The organism is Treponema vincentii, assembly GCF_010365865.1.
Lineage (GTDB): Bacteria > Spirochaetota > Spirochaetia > Treponematales > Treponemataceae > Treponema.
In genome coordinates, this window is the sequence record NZ_CP048020.1 from 790,345 (window position 1) to 814,007 (window position 23,663).

The window sequence follows — 23,663 nt, forward strand, 5'->3', positions numbered from 1 at the left end:
TAAGTACAACATATTGTACTTATGGTAAAAAGTCAATTCTCTTTACCAAACACTTTCGTTATGCGGCCTTCTTCCACAATGCGTCCGGCATCCATACGGTACACATAGTCGGCGACTTTTTTTACAAGATCGATGTCGTGTGTAACCAGCAGCATCGAAAAGCCCAGCTCGTATTGCAGCTGTTTTAAAAGCCGCATGATATTCACCTTGGATGAATCGTCGAGCATAGCGTTTATTTCATCTGCAAGCAGCAAGACCGGCTGCATCGAAAGCGCCCGTGCAATCGCCGTTTTTTGCCGCTGTCCGCCGGATAGTTCCCGCGCTTTTTTATTCAGCATTGCAGCATCGGCGGGAAGACCGCATAGCTTTGCATACTTCACCGCTGTTTCCGTAAAGGCAGCGGCTCCTTTATGATAGCGGATGACGGAGGGTTCGGCAATAATTTCCTGTACGGTGAGCGCAGTGTTCATTGAAGAAAAGGCATCCTGTTCTACAATTTGCAGGACATGTTCCCGTGCAAGCAAATCGTTTTTTTCTATTGCTGTGCCGTTAAACACGATGGAACCTGCATCTTTGTTCAAAAGCCCTGCAATGATATGCAGTACGGTCGTTTTCCCCGAACCCGACTTTCCGAGGAGCGCAACAATTTCTCCATGCCGCACCCGCAGAGAGCAGTCTTTGACGGCGACTGTTTTTTCTTTCCCCGTATCAAACGTCTTTGAAATATTCCGGACGCTTAAAATGGTTTGTATGCCGTTTTTTGCACACGTGCATCCTTCGCTGCATTCCGGCGGTAGATACGGCGTATACGATAAACACTCGCTGCTTTTTTGTGTACACCGCTCATAAAACGGACAGCTTTGGCGTTCATCCGCTTCTTTAATGCCCCACAAATCCTTCCATGGATTTAGATAGGTACTTGATTGCAGCAGCGCAGCGGTGTACGGGTGCTTTGCCTCTTCCAAGATGTTTTTCGTTTTACCTTTTTCGATAATATATCCGTGCAGCAGCACCATCAGATTATCAGTAAGGGTTTCAATCACTTCAAGATCATGGGAAACAATCAGCATCGCCGTACCGTATTCACGGTGAATCTTTTGTAAAAGCTGCAATATCTGTTGCTTTGATGCGGGATCCAACGCGGTTGTCGGCTCGTCGATTAACAGGAGCGGCGGATGCAGGCAAATTGCCATTGCGATAAACACCCGCTGCCGCAGACCTCCCGAAAGTTCATGCGGATACCGGCCTTTTACACTCGGTTCCAGTCCGACGGAATGGAGCACTACAGCAAGTTCTTGTTCCAGCAGCGTAGTATCGGTTATTTCTTTGCGCAGAACTTCGGCAATTTGCTCTCCCACGATCAGCGCAGGATTGAGCCGCTCATCCTGATTTTGAAAGACCAAACCGATTTCCTTAAAGCGGAGATTCTTCCATTCGGCTTTTCCGGCACTTTGTATTTCTCTGCCGTTGTAGATGATCTTGCCGGTTACTTCAGCCGCACTACCGGCATTGACAGCTCCGCCGCCGCGCTTTTCCTGCAGTAAGCCCATAATAGCTGAAAGCAATGTGCTTTTCCCGCCGCCGGACTCCCCGATAATGCCGCAAAGTTCTCCCCGCTTTAACGAAAAGCTCACGTTCCGTATGCCGGTTTCGGTTCTATCAGTATCAGCGGCTGCGGTGTTCTGAGTCTCTGTCTTACGGGTATCACCGGCTGTGGTAGTCTGAACCTCTGTCTTACCGGCATCACCTGCTGCGGTAGCCTGAAGCTCTGTCTTATCGGCATCACCGATTGCAGCCGTTTGTGTCTCCGCCTTGCCTGTATTGCCGGCAGCGTTCGGTTCGTGCGTTTTCCGTTTTGAATCTGCGCTGCGGTATCTTACCGTGAGGTTTTCAACCCTGAGTATTTCGTCCGGTATCATGAGCGGGTACGCCCTCCAATACGCAGCTCCATCCATCTGCCGATTGCAGCAACGGAAAGCACGGTACAGACCATAACGGTAGTGGGGAATACGAGCCACCACTTCCAAAAATCCGTGAGGTAAATAGTAGGGAAATCCATTGCGCGGGTAATAGTCATGCCCCAGCTTTTTGACAGCGGATCACCAAGCCCCAAATACGCTAAAGAGGCTTCCGCCAGAATTGCTTTGTTCATAATCTTAATCACGCTCACCAATATAATAGAAAAAAGCGGCTTCCAAAGATGCCACGCAAAGATATGCCAAAAATGTGCGCCGTAGGCTTTTGAAAGCCGGATATAATTTTCCGTTTTTATTTTCAGCACTTCGCTTCTGACAATTTTCGCAGGCATTATCCACGATACAAGAGAAATAGCAAAGATGATATTCGCTAAGCCCGGCCCTAAAAAAACGCCGAGCACCACCATGAGCAGCAGATCGGGAATACCGATAAAAAAATCGATGATACTCACGATCAATGTGTCGATAATACCGCCTGCATAGCCTGCAAGCATTCCGATAATACTACCGCCGATTGCTGCAACCACGGCGCTTCCAACCGATAAGAGCAGACTGCTTTTTGCTCCATAACAAACCGATGCAAAAAGATCGATACCGAGATCATCCGTACCGAACCAATGCTCCTGCGACGGCGGACTGAGCGCTTGTCCGCTGGGTACGGTGCCCGATTTCAAAAATGAGAAATGAGGTAAGCAGGCAGCACACACAACGGCGCATAAAAAAAGACAGGGCACATACGGCAGTGTATTTCGAGGCTTACTCACGCTGCGCTCCTGTCAGTCCGCCGGTACACTGCTTCTCCCAATGCACTGATGCACAAGATAAACACGGTAACAACAAAGAAAATGCCTTGCAGCAACAGATAGTCACGATAAAAGACAGCATCCCTAATCAGTTTGCCGATACCGGGATACTTAAAGACATTTTCTACAATGAGCGCTCCGTTAAACAGCGTTTGCAGGCTGAGTAAAAAACGGGTGATAATCGGATTTGATGCATTTGGTAGGCAGTGCTTTACCGCAATGGTGAAAGCGCCTAATGATTTTGCCTGCGCGGTTTCTACATATTTTTTTTGCAGCTGCCGCAGCATCGCGCTCCGTGTTACAAAATAAAAATCCGGTGTTTTGAGCAAGGATAAGGTCAGCGCAGGCAGCACGGCGTGTTTGATAATATCAATGATCACAGGCAGGGTAAACTCAAGCGGTAAAAACGGTGTTATACCGCCCGATGTCGGCAAAACCCTCCAGTGGATAATAAAAAACATCAGAATAACATTCGCCGTTAAAAACGACGGAATTTCCGAAAGTCCCGTCATCGTATGATACAAAAAACCGTCAAGCCGTTTGCCTGCACACCATGCGCTCATTATTCCAAAGCACAGCCCAAGCATCAAACTAATCAGCAGAGAAGCGCAGACAATTCCCGCCGTCCACACCAGCCGTTTAAAGATAAGGCTCACTACCGTATCTTTAAAGTAAATGCTGTAACCTAAATTGCCGAAAGCAATACCCGCCACGTAATGCAGATACTGCTTCCATAGCGGTTTATCCAGCCCGTAATACGCTTTGTACTTATCGATTTCTTCCTCGCTGTAGCTTGCGACCTCCGTTCCGTCTGAGGAGATGAACACAAAGGGGTCTGTACGCATCAAGCGGGGAAGAAAAAAATGAGCGGTAATCAAAGCAAAGAATAAAACAATATATTTTATCCTCATGGAAAATCCTCAAGTACCGCGCTGCGCCGACGGCATTACCGCTCTATATACGATAACTTGGGGTGATCCAATTTTGCATGATCATACCGCACCGTCCACCGGTCGTACTTCGCCGGGCGGTACACCGTATTATCGATTTTACCATAGAGCAGCAGCATCGGAATTTCGTCCGCAAGAATTTCCTGCACATCATAGATCAGCTGTTTCCGTGTTTCCGCATTCCGTTCTATCGACTGCCGATACAAAAGATCATCCAGCTGGGCATTGGCATATCCGGCAAGGTGCGGCTTTTTCATCTTGGATGAATAAATTTCGCGCAGCATATCCGCATCGCCGCCCATACCGCCCGATTCCACAATCGCAGTCTGATAGGTCTTATCCCGGATCATGCCGTCCCGCGCTTTAGAGTCGACACTGACAACATCCAGCGTAATCCCGATATCCGCCAATCTGATTTTAATCAGCTCCGCCATCTTTACCTCTTTGGGTGAACTGCCCACGGTCAACTGCGCTGAAATCTTTTTACCCTTCATCAGCTCCTTTGCCTTTTCAGGGTTGAACTCGTACTGAGGAAGATTAGGATTGTACATCGGATGCGCGGGGTGCAGATAGCCTTGGCTGCCTTCCAGTCCCGAACCGCGTTCAAGTTTTTCAATAAGCTCATGCCGGTCTATGGCATACGCGATTGCCTGACGGACTTCTTTTTCGCGGAAGGCAGGAACTTTATCAAAATTAAAATAGAAACGGAAATCATGTAAACCGAAATTTTTCACGATTTTAAATTCGCTGTTGTTTTCGTAATTTTTTACAAGGTCGGCAGGCAAGTTGGTAATGTCAATTTCGCCGTTGTTAAATGCCAAAATAGGATCACTGACAGGAATCCATTCTATTGCGGAAACCGCAGGCTTTAATCCCCAAAATTTGTCAAACCGTACCATTTTGTACGCGCCCTGTTCGCTCTGATAGGAAGCTAATTTATACGGCCCCGATCCGACAACATCGCCTTCGCCGGAAAATTTTGCAGGGTCTTCGACTTTTTCCCAGACGTGCTTGGGGATGATGCGCATACTGCCGATTTTTTCCAACGCGGTCGGCGTATATTCCGGTATGTGAATGGTAACCGTATTGCCGTTGACGGTAACGGAATCCATCAGATACTTGCCGTGCAGCATCAGACCTCCGCGCATCGGCGGGTGTGCTTCAAAATACTTGACCGTAAACGCAACGTCTTCCGCCGTCAGCGGCTTTCCGTCATGCCACGTTACATTATCGACAAGTGTAAACGTATAGGTTTGCCCGTCTTCGCTCACCGTCCATTCCTTTGCGAGCCACGGAATCAGCCCTTTTTTCATCCTTTTCCAAAAGCGAATCGTAAATCAATTCCATCTTGAAAAAACCCGGCCCGCGGTTTTGGTGCCGGAACGGGTTCGGATAGCCGAAGTCTCCGCCTGCTTCCCGCAGCACAATCTCTGCATCTTGTTTTGCAGCCGGCTTCTGCATAGTTTGCATATCTGCATTTTTTGTCCTTGCTGCACGAAACCGCCAGCACCGCACATAATGCACACATACCGAGCGTATTGAGTACACTGAACTTTTTATTCATCGTAACGCCTCCAAATATTCAGTAAGTTAATAATAGCTAACTTCGTCGCGCATATTAGTGCATTACGCACTATAGTGTCAAGTATTTTAAATATGTCTTTCAATGTTCTGCTTCATTTTTAGTATCTATTTTAATGTCGTTTTTATCTGGGGGGTGTGCAGGGCAACCGCATTAAAAATATTTTTAGCGGTTGCCTTCCTTCTGTGCGAAATTTTGTTTAAAATTTCGCACATTTTTTCTAGCGGACGGGTAAACGCATTAGGTAGAGTAGATAAAAACCGCGGAAAAATTGAGACTGTGAGACCATTTGAACCGCGAAGAGGTTCAACTCTGGTCGAATAGTCTCAATTTTTCCGCGGGGGTGTTAAACAACCGACCTGATGTGTTTACCCTGACTCCTTGGTGCAAAGCTCACTGTAAATGCTTTTCCCAATCGCGCCAGCTCACATAGGAAGTACCGTTGATGTCCATACTCATATCGGATAAATAAAACACCGCATTTTTTGCCGTTTCATCATTCAGCAGCTGCAAATATTTTTTTGTGCTGCGCGACAGCTTTGCATCCGGGGCATTGGAGCTTTTTATCTCAATCGCAAAAGTGCGGTTCCAATCCGCAATCGTATCTACCTCCAAGCCCTTGCTGTCCCTAAAAAAGGTTAGATTCGCTTTTTTGCCCTGATTCATGCGATATTTCAGTAATTCCGAAACGGCAAAGGTCTCAACCGCTGCTCCCTTGTATCTACTCAAGAGTAAATCCTCTTTTGTTTCCAGCCGCAAAAGATGACACATCAGCCCGGAATCAACAAAATAGAGCTTCGGTGTTTTTACGATACTTCTTCCAAGATTATTGGTGTTCGGTTCAAGGAAGTGGATAATAAACGAAGCCTCTAAAATAGAAAGCCAGCTCTTGACCGTCGGTGCGGAAATGCCGGTATCCCTCGCAATGCTATCCATAGAAAGCAGCTGCCCGCTCTGCACCGCGCAGATTTGAACAAACTTCTTAAACAGAGAAATATTGCCGGAATTGATCTGATCCCGTATATCCAAGTCCAAGTAGGTATCGATATAATTTTCATACCAATCCTCCGGAATAAAGTGCCGGTCAGTATCATAGAGGGGCGGATATTGCCCCGAAAAAATCAGCGTATACGGATTGTCCGGCAGCACACCGCCCGTCTGTAACTCGTGAATAGAAAACGGCAGCAGCTTCAAAAACGCCGCCCGCCCCGCCAAACTGTCCGTCATATTTGCTTTTAACCGGAGCTGACTGGAACCCGTTACGATAAACGTTCCCGGAGCACTGTGTTCCCGATCCACATGCAATTTTATCGCATCAAAGATTTCCGGCACTTTCTGCGCCTCATCAATCACCGCACCATCGGGAAACGCCATAATAAAGTCATTCGGATTCGACGCTGCAAGATCCCGCATTGTTCGGTCATCAAACGTCACATATTTTTTATCAGGGAAAACCGCTTTTGCCAGTGTTGATTTCCCGCTCTGCCGCGGCCCGGTTATCCCAATCACCGGAAACTGAGAAGCCAATCGTCGCAACGCCTCTTCCGCTGTCCTTTTAACCATATCGCCGCTCCTTTTTTAATCCGATTACAAGTAGACCTGTTTACCCCTTCTGTTGCTGAAGAGGTCTAGCATTGGTGGTGATAATCCAAAGTATACTATGGGAGAATCCTAAAGTCAATATTGGGAATAATCCAAAGTTTTATATGGTGATAATCTAAAGTTTTGACGGGTTGTAATCTAAAGTTTTATGCAGTGATAATCTAAGGTCTTGTCTTTATATGGTGGTTCCCCTCACTCCGTTCGAGTCGCTACGTTCGCTGTTTCGCTTTCGCTCCATTCCTCCGCTTCGTTTCTATACGGACAAGGATGTCCATGATGTGAATCAGAAGCTCCCATCGCTAACCCTATTGTAGCGGTATACATTATTTCTCTATAGACTAAGGCTATGGGCAGGGGGCGGAGCGGTTTGTTACATTATACCGCCCGCCTATGATATTATTTACTGTACTTCTTTTCTATATCGCCGATCATATTGACGCGTTTTGTGTAGCTGCCGCCTTCAAACTGTGCATCAAAAAAAGCATCGACAATTGCTTTTGCTATTTCAGGACCTACAATACATACCCCCATAGAAACAATATTGATATCACTGTGCTCAACAGCCAATTTTGCGGTGCACGGTTCACTACACGCGGCAGCGCGGATTCCCGGAACCTTATTTGCGGCGAGGGAAATACCGATACCTGATCCGCAGATCAATATTCCTTTTTCAACCTCCTTCGATTTAATTGCCTCAGCAACCTTTAAACCGAATTCGGGATAATCGACCGGAACCTTCGGATCTGTTGTTCCGTAATCGACACATTCATACCCTTTGTTTCGTACATGTTCCATTAAGATATGTTTTAATCCAACCGATGCATGATCGCATCCAAAACCGACCTTCATAGTATGCTCCCTTTGTATCGTAAGATTTTTGATCATTTTCTACAAACCGGAATCTTATAGAAAAGATCGCAATTATTGCAGCTTCTATTGCAGTGCTACAACATAATAACACATTTATAGCGAAAATAAAAATACTATGGATAGGATATCTCTAAAAAACTCACGTAGATTTGTTTCGCATCCTTCGGAATAGATACCCTCATCCCCTTGACACCCATCCCAATCGGTTGTATGTTTATATACGTTAGCTAACGCTGTACGCCAAAGAAGGAATCCATGCCGAGAGACAAAACCGCCAATCATATAAAAATTATAGCCGCAGCAAAAGCCGAATTTATGGAGATGGGCTTTGATAAGTCTTCCATGCGGAGCATTGCTGAACGCTGCGGTATGACGGCTGCGGGAATATATCGGCATTGTGTAGACAAAGCAGATCTCTTTGATCAAATTGTCGCTCCTGCGGTGGATCGCATAAACGCTTGGTTGGATGCGCACGTTGCGCGGTATGTGGATGCAGTTCATCACGAAGAACGTATACAGTGGCGGGATTCTGAAATCGACATGATGCGTGAGATTATCTATCCGAATATGGAAGAATATCATCTATTGCTGGCAAAATCGCGGGGGAGTAAGTACGAGCATTTTCTCCACGATCTTACAGAGGGGCAGCAAGCGCAACTTTTACAATATATGCCGATGCTGAAAGCGCAAGGCTACGCGGTGAGGGACATTACGCCAAAGGAGCTGCATCTCCTGCTTTCAGCATATACGACCGCTCTCTTTGAACCGGTTATCCATAATTACAGCGTGGAAGAAGCGCTCCGCTGCTTAACAACGGTAGAGGCATTCTTTGTTCCGGGCTGGAAGCAGTTGTTAGGGTTCTGATAGCTTGCATAATTGAATAGTGTTAAAGACACACCGCCTCGTGTGTGAAGAGTGGCGATGAGTTTAAGTAAATGTTAGCTAATACTAACTATTATTTGTTAACTAACAAAAGGAAGTTTGCTTATGAAGGAAAAGGAAAAAAGTCCTTCGCCTATCGCGTGGGCGTTGGGACAAACAGGGGAACACAAAGGACAATATGTTTTGAGTGTTATCCTCGCAGTTATCGGTGTGGCCTTTTCCATCGCACCGTATTTTGTTGTTGCCGGCATCGTACATGGTTTGATGGGCGGAAACAAAGACCTTTCATATTATATGATACGTTGTCTGATTATCGCAGCGTTTTGGTTTTGCCGTGTACTGTTTCATGCGCTTAGCACATCGACAAGTCATAGAGCAACGTTTGCAGTGCTTGCTGAACTCCGAAAACGCTGCACGGAAAAACTGACAAGAATGCCGCTGGGGGCGGTGCTGGAGCAAAGTTCCGGAGTGCTCAAGAATACGCTCATCGAACGTATCGACAGCATTGAAACAACACTGGCGCATATTGTTCCGGAGTTCACCGCAAATTTACTGATCCCCGTCATCATTTTGATCTATATTTTTACTATCGATTGGCGTATGGGGCTGGCTTCGCTTGCAACGATACCGGTGGGCTTTTTCTGTTACGGTCTTATGATGAAGGGCAGTCCTCAATTTTATCAACGCACGGTTACAGCCACAAAGGCGCTCAATGATACGGCGGTTGAATATATCGGCGGTATTCAAGTTATCAAGGTTTTCGGAAATACAAAAAGTTCCTACGACCGCTTCGTGCATGATGCGTATGAAGCCGCTCACAGCTATATCGATTGGATGCGCTCTTGTATTCTCACCTTTACATTCGCCACGGTAATCATGCCCGCTACAATGGTTTCCGTGCTCCCCATCGGCGGTCTTTTGGTAAAGGGAGGATATCTTTCTCCGCAGAATCTGGTAACAATCATTATTTTGTCTGTCGGCATCATCACACCGCTTATAACCTTGATGAGTTATTCGGACGATTTTCGAACCATGGGAACCATCTTCGGTGAGGTTCAAAGTATTCTGTATGCGCCGGAAATGGAGCGCCCGTTAGATGGAGCAGTTCCAATGGAAAACACGTTGAAGCTGCAGGATATTCATTTTTCGTATAAGGAAAAGGAAGTGCTTCATGGCATTTCTATGGAAATCCCGGAGGGCAGCTTTATTGCGCTGGTCGGTCCTTCTGGCAGCGGAAAGAGTACCATTGCTCGTCTTATCGCGTCGCTCTGGGATGTGAGCAGCGGAAAAATTTTGCTGGGGGATACGGACATTCGTGAAATTCCGCAAGAAGCCTATTCGGATAAGATTGCCTTTGTCTCGCAGGATAATTATCTATTCAATATGACGGTCAGGGAAAATATCCGCATTGGACGGGCGGATGCAACTGATGCGGAAGTGGAGGAAGCGGCAAGACAAAGCGGTTGCCATGAATTCATTTTGGAGCTGGAGCACGGTTACGATACCGTGGTAGGCACTTCCGGCGGGCATCTTTCCGGCGGCGAGCGGCAGCGTATTTCCATTGCAAGAGCAATGCTGAAAGCGGCGCCTATTATCATTTTGGATGAGGCAACCGCCTACACCGATCCTGAAAACGAGGCGGTTATTCAGCGCTCTATCTCTAAGCTGACGGAGGGGAAGACGCTCATCGTGATTGCGCACCGGCTCTCGACGATTACCGCTGCCGATTGTATCTATGTCATTAAAGACGGCGCCGTTGCAGACAGCGGAACCCATGATGAGCTTCTTTCTCATCACGGGTTATATGAAACGATGTGGAATGCACATATTGAGGTGAAAGATCATGCTTAAAGTTATTAGAAAGTTTTTTGCGTTCTGCGGTGAAGAAAACCGCCGGAAATTCATCACTTCCATTCGGCTCAATGTTATTCAGGCTCTATTTGAGGCGCTAAAGATTCCGGCGATTGCGGTGATGATTCGGGCGCTGATGAATGGAACGGTAGACACAAAGGATATCCTGCTCTCGTTAGGGATTATGCTGATCAGCATTGCCGGATCGGGATTGCTAAAATCAAAGGCCGTTATGTTGCAGACCGAAGGAGGCTATGACACTTGTGCGAAAAAACGGGTGGAGATTGCGGAGCATCTGCGGTATCTGCCGATGGGATACTTTAACGCCAACAGCCTCGGGCAGATTACGTCTATCACAACTAATATAATGGAAAGTCTTGAAAATATTGCGACTCGTGTGGTAATGCTTGTCTGCGACGGCTTGCTTACAACCTCGCTTATTGTCATCATGTTGTTTTTCTTCGATTGGAGAATCGCCTGTGTGCTGCTCTGCGGTTTTTCGCTGTTTCTTTTTGCAAACAGCCGTCTCCGGATTGCTTCCGAAAAGGTGTCGGGAAAAAAGATACGCGCAGATGAAAGGCTCGTAGAAAAAGTTCTGGAATACCTGCAAGGGATGACCGAGGTTAAGGCTTACCGGTTGACGGGAGTTAAGAGCAAGGAATTAAATGAGGCAATCTCGAAAAACAGTAAGATCAATACCGATATGGAAATGACACTGGTGCCCCGCATAGCATTGCAGAGTTTTATCGCCAAGCTTACCGGTGTGGCAATGGTAGCTTTTTCATGCGTATTTTATTGTGCCGGAAGCATGGATGCGCTGAATGCTGTTGTCATGGTAATCTCCGCATTTATCATCTATACCAGTCTGGAAACGGCAGGACAATACTCGTCACTGCTGCGCGTGGTTGATATGAGTGTTGACCGGGCGCAGGAAATTCTGAACACGCCGCAGATGGATATATCCGGAGAAAATATTACACCGGCAGTGCGTGATATTACTGCGCAGGATATCGCATTTTCTTATGAGAAGCGAAAAATCATCGACGGGATTTCATTGCATATTCCTGAAAAAACCACGACGGCGATTGTCAGTCCTTCCGGCGGAGGCAAAACCACCTTGGTAAATCTGCTTGCACGGTTCTGGGATGTAGACGGGGGTACCGTTATGCTGGGCGGCCGGAATGTGAAGGATTACGATATGGATTCTTTGATGGCGAATTTCAGTTTTGTGTTCCAAGCGGTCTATTTGTTCCACGACACCATCGCCAACAATATCCGCTTTGGGCAGCCCGACGCTTCTATGGAAGACATCATCTCCGCAGCGAAAAAAGCATGCTGCCACGAGTTTATCTCAAGCCTTCCCCAAGGATACGATACGGTTGTCGGCGAAGGCGGTGCAAGTCTTTCCGGCGGTGAAAAGCAGCGTATCTCCATTGCCCGCGCTCTGATGAAAAACGCACCGGTCATCTTTTTGGATGAGGCAACCGCCAATGTCGATCCCGAAAATGAAAACGAACTGATGCACGCCATTCAAGCGCTGACCGCCGAAAAGACCGTCATCATGATTGCCCATCGGCTGAAAACCGTAGAGAGAGCCGATCAGATCATCGTCGTAGACCACGGCAAGATTGTACAGCACGGCACTCATACCCAACTGATGGAGCAGGACGGCATATACCGAAACTTTATCGGCGAACGTCGCGAAGCTGCAAGCTGGAAGGTGCATAAATAATTATATGGAGATTTCCCTCACTGCCTTCGGGTGGGGGAAAAATCTGACAGTGGATGAAAGCCTTAAAAATAGTATAATATCGGCAAATATATAGAGAGAAAACTGTGAAAAAAAAGGTGGTAAGTTCGTTTGCTGAACTCAATAATTGGAACTTAGAAAGCAAAGAAATCAACATACCCCGACGCGAGCGTCGGGGTATGTTGTTCTCATAAGGTGGTTGCAGTCGGCTTTAATACCCTTCGTTACGACGCAAGCGTCGGGGTATTAAACCCTCCGCACGAATAAATCAAGTGTATAAGTTGGCGAATAAATTTATTAGCTGACACATAAGAAGTTGTGGAGGGTGAGTGAGATTGTAAATAAATTGAGATATGGAAATACAAACACTTTTTTAATTAAAGGAGATACCGGTAATCTACTTTTTGATACTGATTATGCGGGCACAATGCGGGCTTTTTATAAGGAAATAAAGAGGCATAAAATTAGTCTTAGTGATATCACGAATTACAGACTTTTTTAACTTCCTAGTTTATCTTGGACAGATGTGATATCAAATAAATGTTAGGGGTGGGCGTTTGAATAAATACAGCCGAATACTAAATAAAGAAGTGAGAATATACAAAGAATGGGTTTATAAGCATTATTCTGAGATGACTGAAGATACTGATAATGGAGAATTTCTAGGTCCTTCTTTTGATAGAATGAGAGAATCTGCAATCTCATTTGTAAAGAATGTAGAAGTAAAAGATGTTACCGAAACTGATTTAGAATCTATACTTTATTGTGTAGCCAGGGACAATGAATGCGAATATTTGGCTGACTTTATTTCGTCATATAAAGAATGGTTTAAATATTTGATTGAAAGATGTATAGATTCAATTTATACAACTGCGAAGTGGCAGCTAGTAAAAAGATTGCCAGTTTATAAAGATGATAGTTCAGTTACTGATTGGGTATTCAAGTATATAAATGTAGATGATGAATATACACAGAGAATGTCTTTAAGTGCTTTAAGTGAGATAGATTATAAAAAAGCAGAACAGTATGCGATTGAATTTTGGGAAAGAGACAAATATAAGGGTGATACCTATGCTGAAGAGTATCAAAAAATAATGGCACTCAGTGTTCTTTATAAAATAAAATCAGATAAATTAAGCGAATATATTGAAGCGGCGAGACAATTAGACTTTGTTTATTTGAAAGAGAATTCAGATGAGATTGCAAATTCTGATTAATTTTCTAATTTTCTCACTAGGAGGTAGATTGAAAAGTAGCTAACTTAATGCAGCATTCAATCTGTGAACTTGTCGAGGCGTAACAAGCGCATAAAGATTTTTCAGATGACGCATGGGCTGATTACACCTATTGAATAATGCAAGATAAAAAAATTCTCAAAAAAATAAATCAATTACTTGCTGATATTGAACGAAATGGCAATGATGGCATAGATCATCCTGAACCCTTAAAAGGAAATCTGAGTGGTTATTGGTCCCGAGCAATAGATGAGAAACATCGTCTCGTTTATAAAATTGAAGATGGACTGATTAAAATTATTCAGTGTAAAAATCATTATAATGATAAATAAAATAGCTTCCTGTATTACACTAGTAAGAACCAAGGGGTACGGTCTGTAAAGCGTTTCTTCAATTTATTTTTAAAGCACCTCGGTTTTCCAATCCTGAATCGTTCTCGTCTCTTCACTAAAGCTCGTCCCAATCAGTACAATCTTTTTCCCATCCGTCTTATACTTTGCAGCATAGTTTTGCTTTTGTATTTGTGCAAGTGCATTTTCCGCATTGCCGTTACCGCTCAGCTTAAACTCGAAGATGTAAACAGTATCGACAGTAATAACCACGCAATCTGCTCTGCCCGCCGAACAATGTACCTCCGTCCGTACAAACTGCCCCATCAGCGCAAAGATGAGGTACACTGCTGTCTGGTAGTTTTGCTCCCGCAATTTCAGCTCTTTACTGCTAAAGTTGTCATACGAGATACCGGCGATAAGCGACTGCATCCGTTCCATAAAAGCATCGACCTTTCCCTTGCGGATATCCTGTACAAAGCGTCCTACCCATACGCCTGTTTGACCAAAGGGGATATCAGAGTATGCTGGCAGCAGATTTTCCAAAAAGCCATATCGTACTTCATCATTCGGAAAGCCGAGCCGGTAGAGCCTCAGATCGCTTATGTAGTCTTTAATCGTCAAATAGCCGGCCTGAAAGAGAATAGGCAATGCATCTTGTGCTACCGCCCGATAGGTCTGTAATCCCGATTCATCCAACTCAACATTTCCATCCAAGTCGGGAATAAAGTAGTGTGCTTCTTTGAGAAAATTCACTAAAAATGTCGGGGTTCCCGTGCTAAACCAAAAGCTTTTGATCTCTTTATAATCAAAAGCATTGAGAAGGCTAAAGGGATTGTACATTCCTTCCCCTGCAGGATGAAACAGATAGCCGTCATACCATCGCTTTAAGGCTGCGATTGCCTGCGGATAATCAAGTTCTTGTCTTTCGGCAAGTGCTTGAATTTCAGGTTCAAAATTATCTTCAAGCTCTTTTTGCGTGATACCGCAGATACCGGCATAGGTTTCATGTAAGCTGATATCTTTCAGATTGTTCAAGTCACTGAAAATACTAATCTTGCTGAATTTAGTAACACCGGTTAAAAAGGCAAAGCGGATATATTCATCGCAGGTTTTAAGAACCGAGTAAAAAGCTTTGAGTTCGTTTCGGTATTGTTCATTCAAGGCTTCATTTACCCTCATCGTTTGTAGGAGCGGTTTATCATATTCGTCTACGAGGATAACTACCTGCTTGCCGGTTTTTTCATACGCACGCTTTAAAAGTCCTTCGAATCGTTTTGGAGGAGTCTCTTCAATAGCTTCTTTCCCATAGATATCTTCAAGCCGCGATAAAAAGATATTGAGATTTTCTTGTAAAGCTTTCATACAATTATAGTTACCGGTATTAAAATCAAGATAGAATACCGGATATTCCTGCCATGCGGTTCTGCTTTCCAATACTGCTTGCTCTTCCTCAGCTTGTTCAAGGTACAAGCCTTTGAACAGCTCTTTTTGTCCGAGAAAGTACGCCGCCAAAGTCGAAAGGAACAAACTCTTGCCAAACCGCCGCGGACGGCTGAGGAAATAAACACGACTGCTTGTTACTAATTGAGTGATATACTTCGTCTTATCTACATAGAGATAACGGTCATTCCGTAATACCTTAAAACTTTGTACGCCGATCGGCAATTTTCTTGGAAAGCTCATGGGGTAAGTATAGCAGGATTTGTTCAATCTGGCAATTTGAAGATATTAGAACCCATGCTCCCGGAATGGCTGAAGATTGGTCTAGTATTATCAGTATTGCATCGTTGTCATAACATTTGTGAAGGGAGTGCTTGTTTTTTTTGATATTAGATAGTATGATAAGTTATACAAATCATATAAATTATACTAAAATGGAGGCGAATATCGTGAAAACACCAAAAGGTAAATATGCTTGGGCAGCTACAGTCGGAGAAAAAGGTCAAATAGTAATACCGAAACAGGCACGGGAAGTATTCAATATCAAACCTGGCGACACACTTTTGCTTCTTGGCGATGAAAAACGAGGTATTGCCATACCGCCAAAGGGCGCATTCGCACACTTGATGGAAACAGCTTTTGAGGAGAAAGAGGATGAATGATATGGAATATATTTTAGAAGTCAATAGTCTTACAAAAATGTATCCGGCTTTTGAACTAAAACCGATTAGCTTCCATATTAAAGCCGGTGAAGTTATGGGCTTCATAGGCAGAAACGGTGCAGGCAAAACAACAACACTTAAATCTATTCTCAATCTCGTACACCCTGATGCGGGCAGTGTTCGTATTCTTGGAATGAACTATCTGGATAATGAGGCTCACATTAAGCAGCAAATCGGTTATGCAGTAGGCGGAATCAATTATTATAAAAGGAAAAAGTTAAAGGATATTGTCGCCATTACTCGCATTTTCTATGACAATTGGGATAATGAGGCGTATCATCATTACCTTGCTGCATTTAAACTTGACGAAAATAAGAAGATCATAGAACTTTCTGAGGGTATGAAGGTAAAATTTTACCTTACCTTAGCCCTTTCTCACCATGCAAAGCTTTTCATTTTGGATGAGCCGACAAGTGGACTTGATCCTGTGTCCAGAGATGAAATGAATGAAATTTTCCGAAAGCTTGCTGAAAAAGGTGCCGCTATTTTATTTTCTACTCATATTACCAGTGATTTAGAGAAATGTGCGGATACAATCACCTACATCAAAAATGGCGAATTGCTTTTATCGGCAGAAAAAGAAGATTTTATCCAGTATTATACAAAAGAAATCGGCGGGGCACCAACACTCGAAGATATTATGGTGCATATCGAAAGAGAGGAGGTGAATCTGTGATGAAAAACCTTTTTTATAAGGAAATGAAGCTATCGGCAAATCCTTTGAGCTATTGGTTTATTATCTTTTCGGATGTGGCAATGCTGCCAAGATATCCTATTCTGGTCGGTTCCTTTTTTATCTGTCTTGGCATTTTCCATACTTACCAGCAGATTCGGGAATACGATGATATTACCTACACGGTCATGCTGCCGGTTAAGAAACAAGACGTAGTTACAGCGAAATATCTCTTTGTTTTATTCATCGAATGTACGGCTTTTATTCTATGCACATTGCTGACGATTATTAGGATGAAGGTGTTAGGGCATGCCGCGCCTTATGTTACCAATCAATTGATGAATGCAAATGCCGCTTATCTTGGCTATGTACTGATTGTATTTGCAGCATTTAACGGCATTTTTCTGGCGGGCTTTTTTAAGACAGCTTACCGGATTGGAAAGCCTTTTATACTATTCTGTGTAGTCGGTTTTATTATCATAATCATCGGGGAGACATTACATCATATTCCTCATTTAGAAAGCTTGAATAATCCTTCAAGTGTGAGCGTACCGCAAGTTGCTATATTGGTAATTGGTATCGCTGTGTTTATGTTATGTACTTGGGTTTCATATCAAAAAGCTGTGAAGGATTTTGAAGCAATTGATTTGTAAAGGAGACTACAAAGATATGATCATATAGATATATTTAAATTTTGAGAGGTTGTGAGATTAAAATGTGTAAAGAATGTTATGTTGACCAAAGCAGAATAACGCCGCTTTTAAATCCTTTGGAATGTTTAGAAAATCATACGCAATACATTTGCGGTACTTGCGGCAGGTGTATTTGCATTGAACATGATCAAAATCGCGGATTACAACGATGGAATTTTCCTTTTAAGTCATTAGAAATTGCAAAGCTCTATTTAAGAACTGCCGACTATACAACAAAAAAGCCATGCGGCATTTATGAATTAAAAAGTGAAAAGGGTATTTCCTATAAAATTTTTGCAAGTAATGAAGATTTGAAGTTATATCTAAAAAAGAATAATTATCTACGGTTCTGTATATATTCTTTTCTGAGCTTATCGGCAATACCGCTCTTTTGAATATGGTGAATAAGATTTGTATGCGGAAACGGTATGGTTTTGATATCTTTATCATATTCTGTAATTTTTCCGGTTTCATTAAAAAGCGGACGCCCTTCTATCTTGCCGAACTTAATAAACTGTATCCAGTCCTTTTGAATTGCAATAACGGCAGCCTTATTTTCATCGGTAATGTGTATATTCATGTTATCTATGGTGCCGAAGAAAAATGCAAGCTCCGCCCCATGATATGAGCCGCGAAGTCCATTATATAGATTAGGGATATAATTCATTCTATATCCGTATACGGGAGATTTTTCTCCGATTTTTTCCATGAGGAACAGTGCACTTGAGTGAAATACAAGCAACTCCATGATTTGAATTTGTAAGTCTACGATTCCGTTCGCTTCCGGTTTTAGTTCGGATTCAAGAGAATCTGCAAATTCTCCGTATTTTTTCAACAGAAATTCTTTTAAATGTTCTTTGTTCTTTGTAATTCCAAGGGCTTTGTAGTACATCGGTAATTCAATCATGGAAAATTCATCTTTATTTGACCCTATCAGTACCGGCATACAAGGGACTGATCCTCGTTCCAACAGATTCATCGGGTGCTCTGTAAAAAACTTGCCGTCAATGATATCATTTTGACCTCCTTTTAGTTTCATCAATTTTTTAGCCGACAATTTTTTCAGGTCTTCAAGTCCGTTTAAATGATTTTTTGACAGCATTTTTTCATATTCATTTTTTGCGAAATCATATTCAGACAGTATCGGGACATTTCCCGCACAAAGCATGAGTTTATGAAACAGATTATTACTCAGCGGATTTAAATAATGATACAGGGCTGCGACTGCGCCTCCGCAATGCCCCATAAGTGTAATGTTTGTATTATCTCCGCCGAATGAGTTGATATTATTATGAATCCAAGTTAAAGCTGCTTGCTGATCAAGGTAGGAAAGCGACCCTCTTACTTCTCCTTTTCCAAAAACAGGCATATAGCCGAAGTTTCCTATTCGATAAGTAATTGTAACCGCTACAATACCTTGCTCGGCAATATGCGCCATTGTGTATATCGGAACCGTTCCCGATCCTTCTCCTCCGCCGTGTAGAAATACAAGCACCGGTTTCTTTTTCGTAAAATTGTCAGGCGCCCATATGTTTACTACAAATGCATTTTCCGTTTGGGTATCTTTTAACGGTTGAAATTCCGGACGCAGCATATGATGTTTCATTAAAATATTTAAAAACAGCGGATATTTTCTCTGCGGAAAGCATACCGTCTCCGTTCGGTTAATTACTGTTTCCGGTGTATAGTCTTTTTTATTAAGAATTTTTGCATATTCAAATCTTTTTCCTTGTGCATAGGGGACGCCCAATATAGAATACACTGTCCTGCCTTCTTCCGTTTTTCCGACTATATCCGCATATACTCTGCCGATTTCTGTCTGTACTGTTTTCATTTTATATCTCCGTTATGCCAATTTTTATCTCTTATTATTTATAAATAGCATATCGTTTTTAAGATACATTTTCTATCAGTCGGCAGATCAACGTCGGATTGCCTATATTCTCAATACTTATATTTTTTTGTATAATCGCAGAGTGTCAATTAAAAGAGATTTTTTCAGGGGATTCTGAATAAGTGATAGGGTGTCTCGAAAACCTGACCTTGGGCGAATTTGTTCGAGATTTAAAGAAACGATATGAGAGAATCAAATCAATTAAAAGAATGTCAGAAACTTTGGGCAGCACATAAGTATTTCGTTCTCAGCAAGTCCGGCTCTATTTATAACGAGATTCGCGAGTATTTAAAGCGGGAGAATGCACAAGTGCGGCATGTGTTGACTCTCATTGATCAGGCGCGCACTTTACCGGAGGATCGAGGACAAGTCTGCAACGCGTTTTAGCATATCTGGGGATATTTTAAGAAGCAGGCTACTCAAGATGAAAAGGCGGAGTTTATGTATTGTTTGGAGCAATATCGCAGCGGTCAGGCGGAACAGGAAATTTTGTTGGGCGCTGTTCGCAAGCTCTTTGCAGCCTACCCTAACAACTATTTGCAGCAATCGCATCTATTATTCGGAGAACAAGATGAGACTGTGGCACCAAGATATGATTAGCAAACTTCCGCGTCAACAGCTGTTAGGACAACATAGGGAGTGTTGTGCCTTGCGCGGAAACGGCTGGGGCAGGCAGCATGCAACTGTCAATTATGTTTTTCGTTATTCACCCTATCTGCTTTATTGTTATCACCGACTCATTATGGCAGAGATGAATCGGCGAGGCTACAGGGTCAGTCCGGAGTGGTTGGACAAAGACTATCGCGGCAGGAGATGTCCGTCATATAACAATTTAGCGGTCATCGAAGTACTCAACCCCATATATACTGAACATGATGATTGCTATTATCGTGAGTGTCTCAAGAATTTGGAAACCAAGGGAATTCATTTGGATTAATATTGTGGGGCTCCGCTATAAAAAGAAAGTCATTGTTCATCGTTTTTTTTCTTCGGAGGTTCCCCTCACTGCGTTCGGGTCGCTACGTTCGCTGTTCCGCTACCGCTCCAGATTAAGAATATGGACGAGCAGACCATATTTCAAAGATAATCCGAATGAAGCTATTAGACGAATTGCTTCATTAAAAGAAGATACGAGTGACTATGTTAGGAAATCAGTAGGAAACGCTTTAAGGGATATTAGCAAAAAATTTCCAGAATTAATTGAAGCTGAACTTAATAATTGGAACTTAGAAAGCAAAGAAATCAACAACCCCGACGCGAGCGTCGGGGTATGTTGTTCTCATAAGGTGGTTGCAGTCGGCTTTAATACCCTTCGTTACGACGCAAGCGTCGGGGTATTAAACCCTCCGCACGAATAAATCAAGTGTATAAGTTGGCGAGTAAATTTATTAGCTGACATATGAGAAGTTGTGGAGGGGTAAACTGGCACGGCATATTATTGTAGTTGCATATGACCCGAGATGGGTCGAGCAATATAATTCAGAAGCATTAAAAATAAAAGGGATCTTGCAAGATAACTGCGTTACAATTCATCATATAGGCAGTACAGCTGTGAAAGGACTTTATGCAAAACCAATCATTGATATTATGCCTGTTGTGCATAGCCTTGAAGAAGTAGATGGGGTCAGCACTGAATTTGAAAAAATCGGCTATGAATATATGGGCGAGTTCGGAATCAAAGGACGACGCTATTTGCGCAAAGGCGGCAACGACAGGACGCATCATATTCATATTTTTCGCGAAGACAATACTGCTGATATAAGCCGCCATTTGGCAGTCAGAGACTATCTCAGAACGCACAAAGATGTTTGTGAAAAGTATTCTGCCTTAAAACGCACGCTTGCCCAAAAATATCCCTACGATATAGACAGCTACTGCGACGGAAAAGATTCTTTTGTTCGACAGATGGAAAAGAATGCTGTAATATGGAAAGAACAGGCAACATAATTATTGTCCGAGCTTTTTAAACGATAAATTCTATCATAGCTGTTCTACTTTCCAATTCTTAATTGTCCGCGTTGCTTCCTCAAATCCTGCACCGATGAGCACAATCTTTTTTCCGTCCGTCTTATACTTTGCAGCGTAGGCATTCTTTTTGATCTGCTCGAGTGCATCTTCCGCATTGCCGTTACCGCTCAGCTTAAACTCGAAGATGTAAACAGTATCGACAGTAATAACCACGCAATCTGCTCTGCCCATCGAACAGTGAACTTCCGTCTGTACAAACTGCCCCATCAGTTTAAAAATCAGATACACTGCTGTCTGGTAGTTTTGTTCCCGCAATTTCAGCTCTTTATTACTAAAGTTGTCATACGAGACGCCGGCGATAAGCGACTGCATCCGTTCCATAAAGCCGTTTACGTTCCCCTTGCGGACATCTTCCACAAACTGCCATACTGATTTTCCCGTCTCACCAAACGGTACCACAGTGTATGCAGGCAACAGATTCTCCAAGAAACCGTACCGGACTTCATCATTGGGAAAGCCCAATCGATAGAGCCGTGCTTCTTTAATGTATTCTTTAATGGTTAAATAGCCCGACTGGAATAAAATGGGGAACGGCTCTTGTGCAATGGCTCGGTATGTTTGCAACTCCGATTCAGTGAGTACAACCTGTCCATCCAAGTCAGGGATAAAGTAGTGGGCTTCTTTGAGGTAATTGACTAAAAACGTCGGCGTTCCCGTTTCAAACCAGTAACTTCCGAATCGCTCTTTTGCAAAGGCATTTAATAAGCTAAAGGGATTATACATCCCTTCCCCTGCAGGTGCAAAACAGTATCCGTCATACCATTGCTGTAAGGCGGTTAATGTTTCTTGATAGGTTAAGTCTTGGCTATCGGCAAGCACTTGTATTTCAGGTTGAAAATTTGCTTCCAATTCTTTTTGGGACATACCGCAAATGCCCGCATAATGTTTTTCCAGTGATATATCCCGGAGATTATTTAAATCGCTAAAAATACTGATCTTACTGAATTTGGTAACGCCGGTTAAAAAGGCAAAACGGATATATTCATCGCAGGTTTTAATGACGGAGTAAAAAGCTTTGAGCTCGTTTCGGTATTGCTCGTTCAAGGCTTCGTTTACGACCATCGTTTGCAGGAGCGGTTTGTCGTATTCGTCAACAAGAATGACTACTTGCTTACCGGTCTGTTGATAGGTAGCCTTTAACAGCCGTTCAAAACGCGAGGCATAAAACGACTCTTCTTCTTTTGCAACGAGTATACCGTATAGGCTTTCCTGTTCCTGTAATAAAGAATCGAGCCGTTCGCTCAAAGCCTCGCTTTCAAGATACTGTCCAATATTAAAATCAAGATAGAATACCGGATATTCCTGCCATGCGGTTCTATTTTCCAACACTGCTTGTTCTTCTTCAGCCTTTTCAAGATAGAGACCTTTGAACAGCTCTTTTTGTCCGAGGAAGTACGCCGCCAATGTTGAAAGAAAGAGACTTTTCCCAAACCGCCGCGGGCGGCTGAGAAAATAAGGACTGGAAGTTTGTACAAGCTTCCAAATAAATGGAGTCTTATCAATATAGAGATATTCATCTCGGCGAAGTTTTTCAAAACTCTGTATACCTATCGGCAATTTTCGTGGAAAGCTCATGGGATAAGTATAGCAGGATTTTTCCTCTCTGACAATTTAGCGACTTTTGAAAATATACGGCGTATACACTGCGCAGCATCATTACAAGTGTACGTTATTATCTAACGATTGACAGTTTGCTGCACGTTATGAGAGAATCCAATCGATTACAAGAGTATCAAAAACTTTGGGCAGCACATAAACGCCTTGCTCTAAGTTATATATTGAGAGAGTTATATGAGACTGTGGCATCAAGATATGATTAACAAACTCCCGCGTCAACAGCTGTTGGGACAACATAGGGAGTGTCTCAAGAATTTGGAAACCAAGGGAATTCATTTGGATTAAGTAGGGTAACATCAAATGTATGGAACTTTGTATGGATAAAAGCGAAAAGCTCATTAAATATACACTGTGGGGCTCCATAGCCCTAGACATCACTCTTTGTGTATGCTTTGTTATCGGTTTTTCACTGGGACTTGGAAGTGTGGAGATCGGCTTTTTTATGGTAGGTCTTGTTTTCCGGTACGGACTAACCATAGCCATCATCAGCATTTTATTGAAGTTTGCTGTTATTGCTTTGAGTTTTCAAAGAGATACAAATATAAAAAGAAAGTCATGGTCCATCGCTTTTCTGTCTCTGGTAAGGCTGTTGATTATAGGCGGAGTAATCTGGGGAATTTACTTTATCGGTAAAGTGATGACTGCCGTAGGATAACCCATCGCTAACCCTTTTAATATCTTTTTTTGCTCATCTCTTACAGCAACAAAGCTCTTCAAACAAGGATCTACCGAATCAATCTTTTAAACATAGATAGTGCTCAATA

Annotated in this window: 22 protein-coding genes and 2 pseudogenes; 15 read left to right on the forward strand and 9 right to left on the reverse strand. The window is 43.2% G+C overall.

Annotation, left to right across the window (positions count from 1 at the left end):
- Positions 1–32: 32 nt before the first annotated feature.
- From GWP43_RS03670 to rpiB, 6 genes are all read right to left on the reverse strand, one after another.
- Entirely contained in the window at positions 33–1,919 is a 1,887-nt protein-coding gene (locus tag GWP43_RS03670) for an ABC transporter ATP-binding protein (protein ID WP_230978010.1), read from the reverse strand.
- Entirely contained in the window at positions 1,916–2,740 is an 825-nt protein-coding gene (locus tag GWP43_RS03675) for an ABC transporter permease (protein WP_162662795.1), read from the reverse strand. The genes GWP43_RS03670 and GWP43_RS03675 overlap by 4 nt, the downstream gene beginning before the upstream one ends.
- Entirely contained in the window at positions 2,737–3,690 is a 954-nt protein-coding gene (locus GWP43_RS03680; protein WP_162662797.1) for an ABC transporter permease, read from the reverse strand. The genes GWP43_RS03675 and GWP43_RS03680 overlap by 4 nt, the downstream gene beginning before the upstream one ends.
- Positions 3,691–3,725: 35 nt before the next feature.
- Positions 3,726–5,042 (reverse strand): ABC transporter substrate-binding protein, encoded by a 1,317-nt coding sequence (locus GWP43_RS03685; RefSeq protein ID WP_230978011.1) that lies wholly within the window; start codon positions 5,040–5,042, stop codon positions 3,726–3,728.
- A 662-nt stretch (positions 5,043–5,704) separates the two neighbouring features.
- A complete protein-coding gene (locus tag GWP43_RS03690) occupies positions 5,705–6,874 on the reverse strand; it encodes an ATP-binding protein (protein ID WP_162662798.1) in 1,170 nt (389 codons plus the stop codon).
- Between the two features lie 435 nt (positions 6,875–7,309).
- Positions 7,310–7,762: a ribose 5-phosphate isomerase B gene (gene rpiB, locus GWP43_RS03695; RefSeq protein WP_044015656.1), complete on the reverse strand. Its 453-nt coding sequence runs from the start codon at positions 7,760–7,762 to the stop codon at positions 7,310–7,312.
- Positions 7,763–8,038: 276 nt separating this feature from the next.
- Between rpiB and GWP43_RS03700 the strand changes: the two genes are divergently transcribed.
- The 5 genes from GWP43_RS03700 (at position 8,039) to GWP43_RS03720 (ending at position 13,833) form a co-directional block, all read left to right on the forward strand.
- Complete coding sequence (locus tag GWP43_RS03700) at positions 8,039–8,647, forward strand: TetR/AcrR family transcriptional regulator (RefSeq protein ID WP_162662800.1); 609 nt, start codon at positions 8,039–8,041, stop codon at positions 8,645–8,647.
- A gap of 123 nt (positions 8,648–8,770) precedes the next feature.
- On the forward strand, positions 8,771–10,516 hold the full coding sequence (locus GWP43_RS03705) for an ABC transporter ATP-binding protein (RefSeq protein WP_162662802.1): 1,746 nt from the start codon (positions 8,771–8,773) through the stop codon (positions 10,514–10,516).
- Complete coding sequence (locus GWP43_RS03710; protein ID WP_162662803.1) at positions 10,509–12,248, forward strand: ABC transporter ATP-binding protein; 1,740 nt, start codon at positions 10,509–10,511, stop codon at positions 12,246–12,248. Before GWP43_RS03705 ends, GWP43_RS03710 begins: the two co-directional genes overlap by 8 nt.
- 575 nt (positions 12,249–12,823) lie before the next feature.
- The gene (locus GWP43_RS03715) at positions 12,824–13,483 is read left to right on the forward strand and encodes a hypothetical protein (protein ID WP_162662805.1); all 660 of its coding nucleotides are present in this window, start codon (positions 12,824–12,826) and stop codon (positions 13,481–13,483) included.
- Between the two features lie 137 nt (positions 13,484–13,620).
- Positions 13,621–13,833 (forward strand): Txe/YoeB family addiction module toxin, encoded by a 213-nt coding sequence (locus tag GWP43_RS03720; protein WP_162662807.1) that lies wholly within the window; start codon positions 13,621–13,623, stop codon positions 13,831–13,833.
- Between the two features lie 69 nt (positions 13,834–13,902).
- Here GWP43_RS03720 and GWP43_RS03725 read toward each other — a convergent pair whose 3' ends face one another.
- Complete coding sequence (locus GWP43_RS03725) at positions 13,903–15,516, reverse strand: ATP-binding protein (protein WP_162662809.1); 1,614 nt, start codon at positions 15,514–15,516, stop codon at positions 13,903–13,905.
- A 206-nt stretch (positions 15,517–15,722) separates the two neighbouring features.
- On the opposite strand from GWP43_RS03725, the gene GWP43_RS03730 reads away from it, so the two are divergent.
- The 4 genes and pseudogenes from GWP43_RS03730 to GWP43_RS14480 form a co-directional block, all read left to right on the forward strand.
- Positions 15,723–15,935 carry an AbrB/MazE/SpoVT family DNA-binding domain-containing protein gene (locus GWP43_RS03730; protein WP_162662810.1) on the forward strand — a complete coding sequence of 71 codons (213 nt, stop codon included), beginning with the start codon at positions 15,723–15,725 and terminating at the stop codon, positions 15,933–15,935.
- The gene (locus GWP43_RS03735; protein WP_162662812.1) at positions 15,928–16,671 is read left to right on the forward strand and encodes an ABC transporter ATP-binding protein; all 744 of its coding nucleotides are present in this window, start codon (positions 15,928–15,930) and stop codon (positions 16,669–16,671) included. Before GWP43_RS03730 ends, GWP43_RS03735 begins: the two co-directional genes overlap by 8 nt.
- Positions 16,671–17,321: an ABC-2 transporter permease gene (locus GWP43_RS03740; protein ID WP_162662814.1), complete on the forward strand. Its 651-nt coding sequence runs from the start codon at positions 16,671–16,673 to the stop codon at positions 17,319–17,321. Before GWP43_RS03735 ends, GWP43_RS03740 begins: the two co-directional genes overlap by 1 nt.
- Before the next feature lie 62 nt (positions 17,322–17,383).
- Positions 17,384–17,695 (forward strand): annotated as a pseudogene (locus tag GWP43_RS14480) (hypothetical protein); the annotation flags it as partial.
- Positions 17,696–17,697: 2 nt separating this feature from the next.
- On the opposite strand, the gene GWP43_RS03750 reads toward GWP43_RS14480, so the two are convergent.
- Complete coding sequence (locus GWP43_RS03750) at positions 17,698–19,194, reverse strand: carboxylesterase family protein (protein WP_162662816.1); 1,497 nt, start codon at positions 19,192–19,194, stop codon at positions 17,698–17,700.
- A 450-nt stretch (positions 19,195–19,644) separates the two neighbouring features.
- Here GWP43_RS03750 and GWP43_RS14485 point away from each other — a divergent pair, with 450 nt between their 5' ends.
- From GWP43_RS14485 to GWP43_RS03770, 4 genes are read left to right on the forward strand one after another with little or no spacing between them, the layout of a single operon-like run.
- Positions 19,645–19,854, forward strand: coding sequence for a DUF1722 domain-containing protein (locus GWP43_RS14485; RefSeq protein WP_414162727.1), 210 nt, complete (start codon positions 19,645–19,647; stop codon positions 19,852–19,854).
- Positions 19,847–20,191: a TIGR02328 family protein gene (locus GWP43_RS03760; RefSeq protein ID WP_230978144.1), complete on the forward strand. Its 345-nt coding sequence runs from the start codon at positions 19,847–19,849 to the stop codon at positions 20,189–20,191. The genes GWP43_RS14485 and GWP43_RS03760 overlap by 8 nt, the downstream gene beginning before the upstream one ends.
- 4 nt (positions 20,192–20,195) lie before the next feature.
- Positions 20,196–20,612 carry a hypothetical protein gene (locus tag GWP43_RS03765; RefSeq protein ID WP_230978013.1) on the forward strand — a complete coding sequence of 139 codons (417 nt, stop codon included), beginning with the start codon at positions 20,196–20,198 and terminating at the stop codon, positions 20,610–20,612.
- Positions 20,613–20,661: 49 nt separating this feature from the next.
- Positions 20,662–21,201: a GrpB family protein gene (locus GWP43_RS03770; protein WP_203232442.1), complete on the forward strand. Its 540-nt coding sequence runs from the start codon at positions 20,662–20,664 to the stop codon at positions 21,199–21,201.
- 33 nt (positions 21,202–21,234) lie between these two features.
- On the opposite strand, the gene GWP43_RS03775 is transcribed toward GWP43_RS03770, so the two are convergent.
- Positions 21,235–22,857: an ATP-binding protein gene (locus tag GWP43_RS03775; protein ID WP_162662818.1), complete on the reverse strand. Its 1,623-nt coding sequence runs from the start codon at positions 22,855–22,857 to the stop codon at positions 21,235–21,237.
- Positions 22,858–23,073: 216 nt separating this feature from the next.
- On the opposite strand from GWP43_RS03775, the pseudogene GWP43_RS15380 reads away from it, so the two are divergent.
- Both GWP43_RS15380 and GWP43_RS03785 read left to right on the forward strand, forming a co-directional pair.
- Positions 23,074–23,145 (forward strand): annotated as a pseudogene (locus GWP43_RS15380) (pyrimidine dimer DNA glycosylase/endonuclease V); the annotation flags it as partial.
- Positions 23,146–23,215: 70 nt separating this feature from the next.
- Positions 23,216–23,554 (forward strand): hypothetical protein, encoded by a 339-nt coding sequence (locus tag GWP43_RS03785; RefSeq protein WP_162662820.1) that lies wholly within the window; start codon positions 23,216–23,218, stop codon positions 23,552–23,554.
- The last annotated feature ends 109 nt before the right edge of the window (positions 23,555–23,663 follow it).

Coding starts and splice junctions, on each gene's coding strand:
- GWP43_RS03735 (WP_162662812.1), top strand. CDS start 15,928: ATGAATGATATGGAATATATTTTAGAAGTCAATAGTCTTACAAAAATG.
- GWP43_RS03680 (WP_162662797.1), bottom strand. CDS start 3,690: ATGAGGATAAAATATATTGTTTTATTCTTTGCTTTGATTACCGCTCAT.
- GWP43_RS03785 (WP_162662820.1), top strand. CDS start 23,216: ATGGATAAAAGCGAAAAGCTCATTAAATATACACTGTGGGGCTCCATA.
- GWP43_RS03720 (WP_162662807.1), top strand. CDS start 13,621: ATGCAAGATAAAAAAATTCTCAAAAAAATAAATCAATTACTTGCTGAT.
- GWP43_RS03740 (WP_162662814.1), top strand. CDS start 16,671: ATGAAAAACCTTTTTTATAAGGAAATGAAGCTATCGGCAAATCCTTTG.
- GWP43_RS03685 (WP_230978011.1), bottom strand. CDS start 5,042: ATGAAAAAAGGGCTGATTCCGTGGCTCGCAAAGGAATGGACGGTGAGC.
- GWP43_RS03775 (WP_162662818.1), bottom strand. CDS start 22,857: ATGAGCTTTCCACGAAAATTGCCGATAGGTATACAGAGTTTTGAAAAA.
- GWP43_RS03760 (WP_230978144.1), top strand. CDS start 19,847: ATGATTAGCAAACTTCCGCGTCAACAGCTGTTAGGACAACATAGGGAG.
- GWP43_RS03670 (WP_230978010.1), bottom strand. CDS start 1,919: ATGATACCGGACGAAATACTCAGGGTTGAAAACCTCACGGTAAGATAC.
- GWP43_RS03725 (WP_162662809.1), bottom strand. CDS start 15,516: ATGAGCTTTCCAAGAAAATTGCCGATCGGCGTACAAAGTTTTAAGGTA.
- GWP43_RS03710 (WP_162662803.1), top strand. CDS start 10,509: ATGCTTAAAGTTATTAGAAAGTTTTTTGCGTTCTGCGGTGAAGAAAAC.
- rpiB (WP_044015656.1), bottom strand. CDS start 7,762: ATGAAGGTCGGTTTTGGATGCGATCATGCATCGGTTGGATTAAAACAT.
- GWP43_RS03705 (WP_162662802.1), top strand. CDS start 8,771: ATGAAGGAAAAGGAAAAAAGTCCTTCGCCTATCGCGTGGGCGTTGGGA.
- GWP43_RS03750 (WP_162662816.1), bottom strand. CDS start 19,194: ATGAAAACAGTACAGACAGAAATCGGCAGAGTATATGCGGATATAGTC.
- GWP43_RS03700 (WP_162662800.1), top strand. CDS start 8,039: ATGCCGAGAGACAAAACCGCCAATCATATAAAAATTATAGCCGCAGCA.
- GWP43_RS03690 (WP_162662798.1), bottom strand. CDS start 6,874: ATGGTTAAAAGGACAGCGGAAGAGGCGTTGCGACGATTGGCTTCTCAG.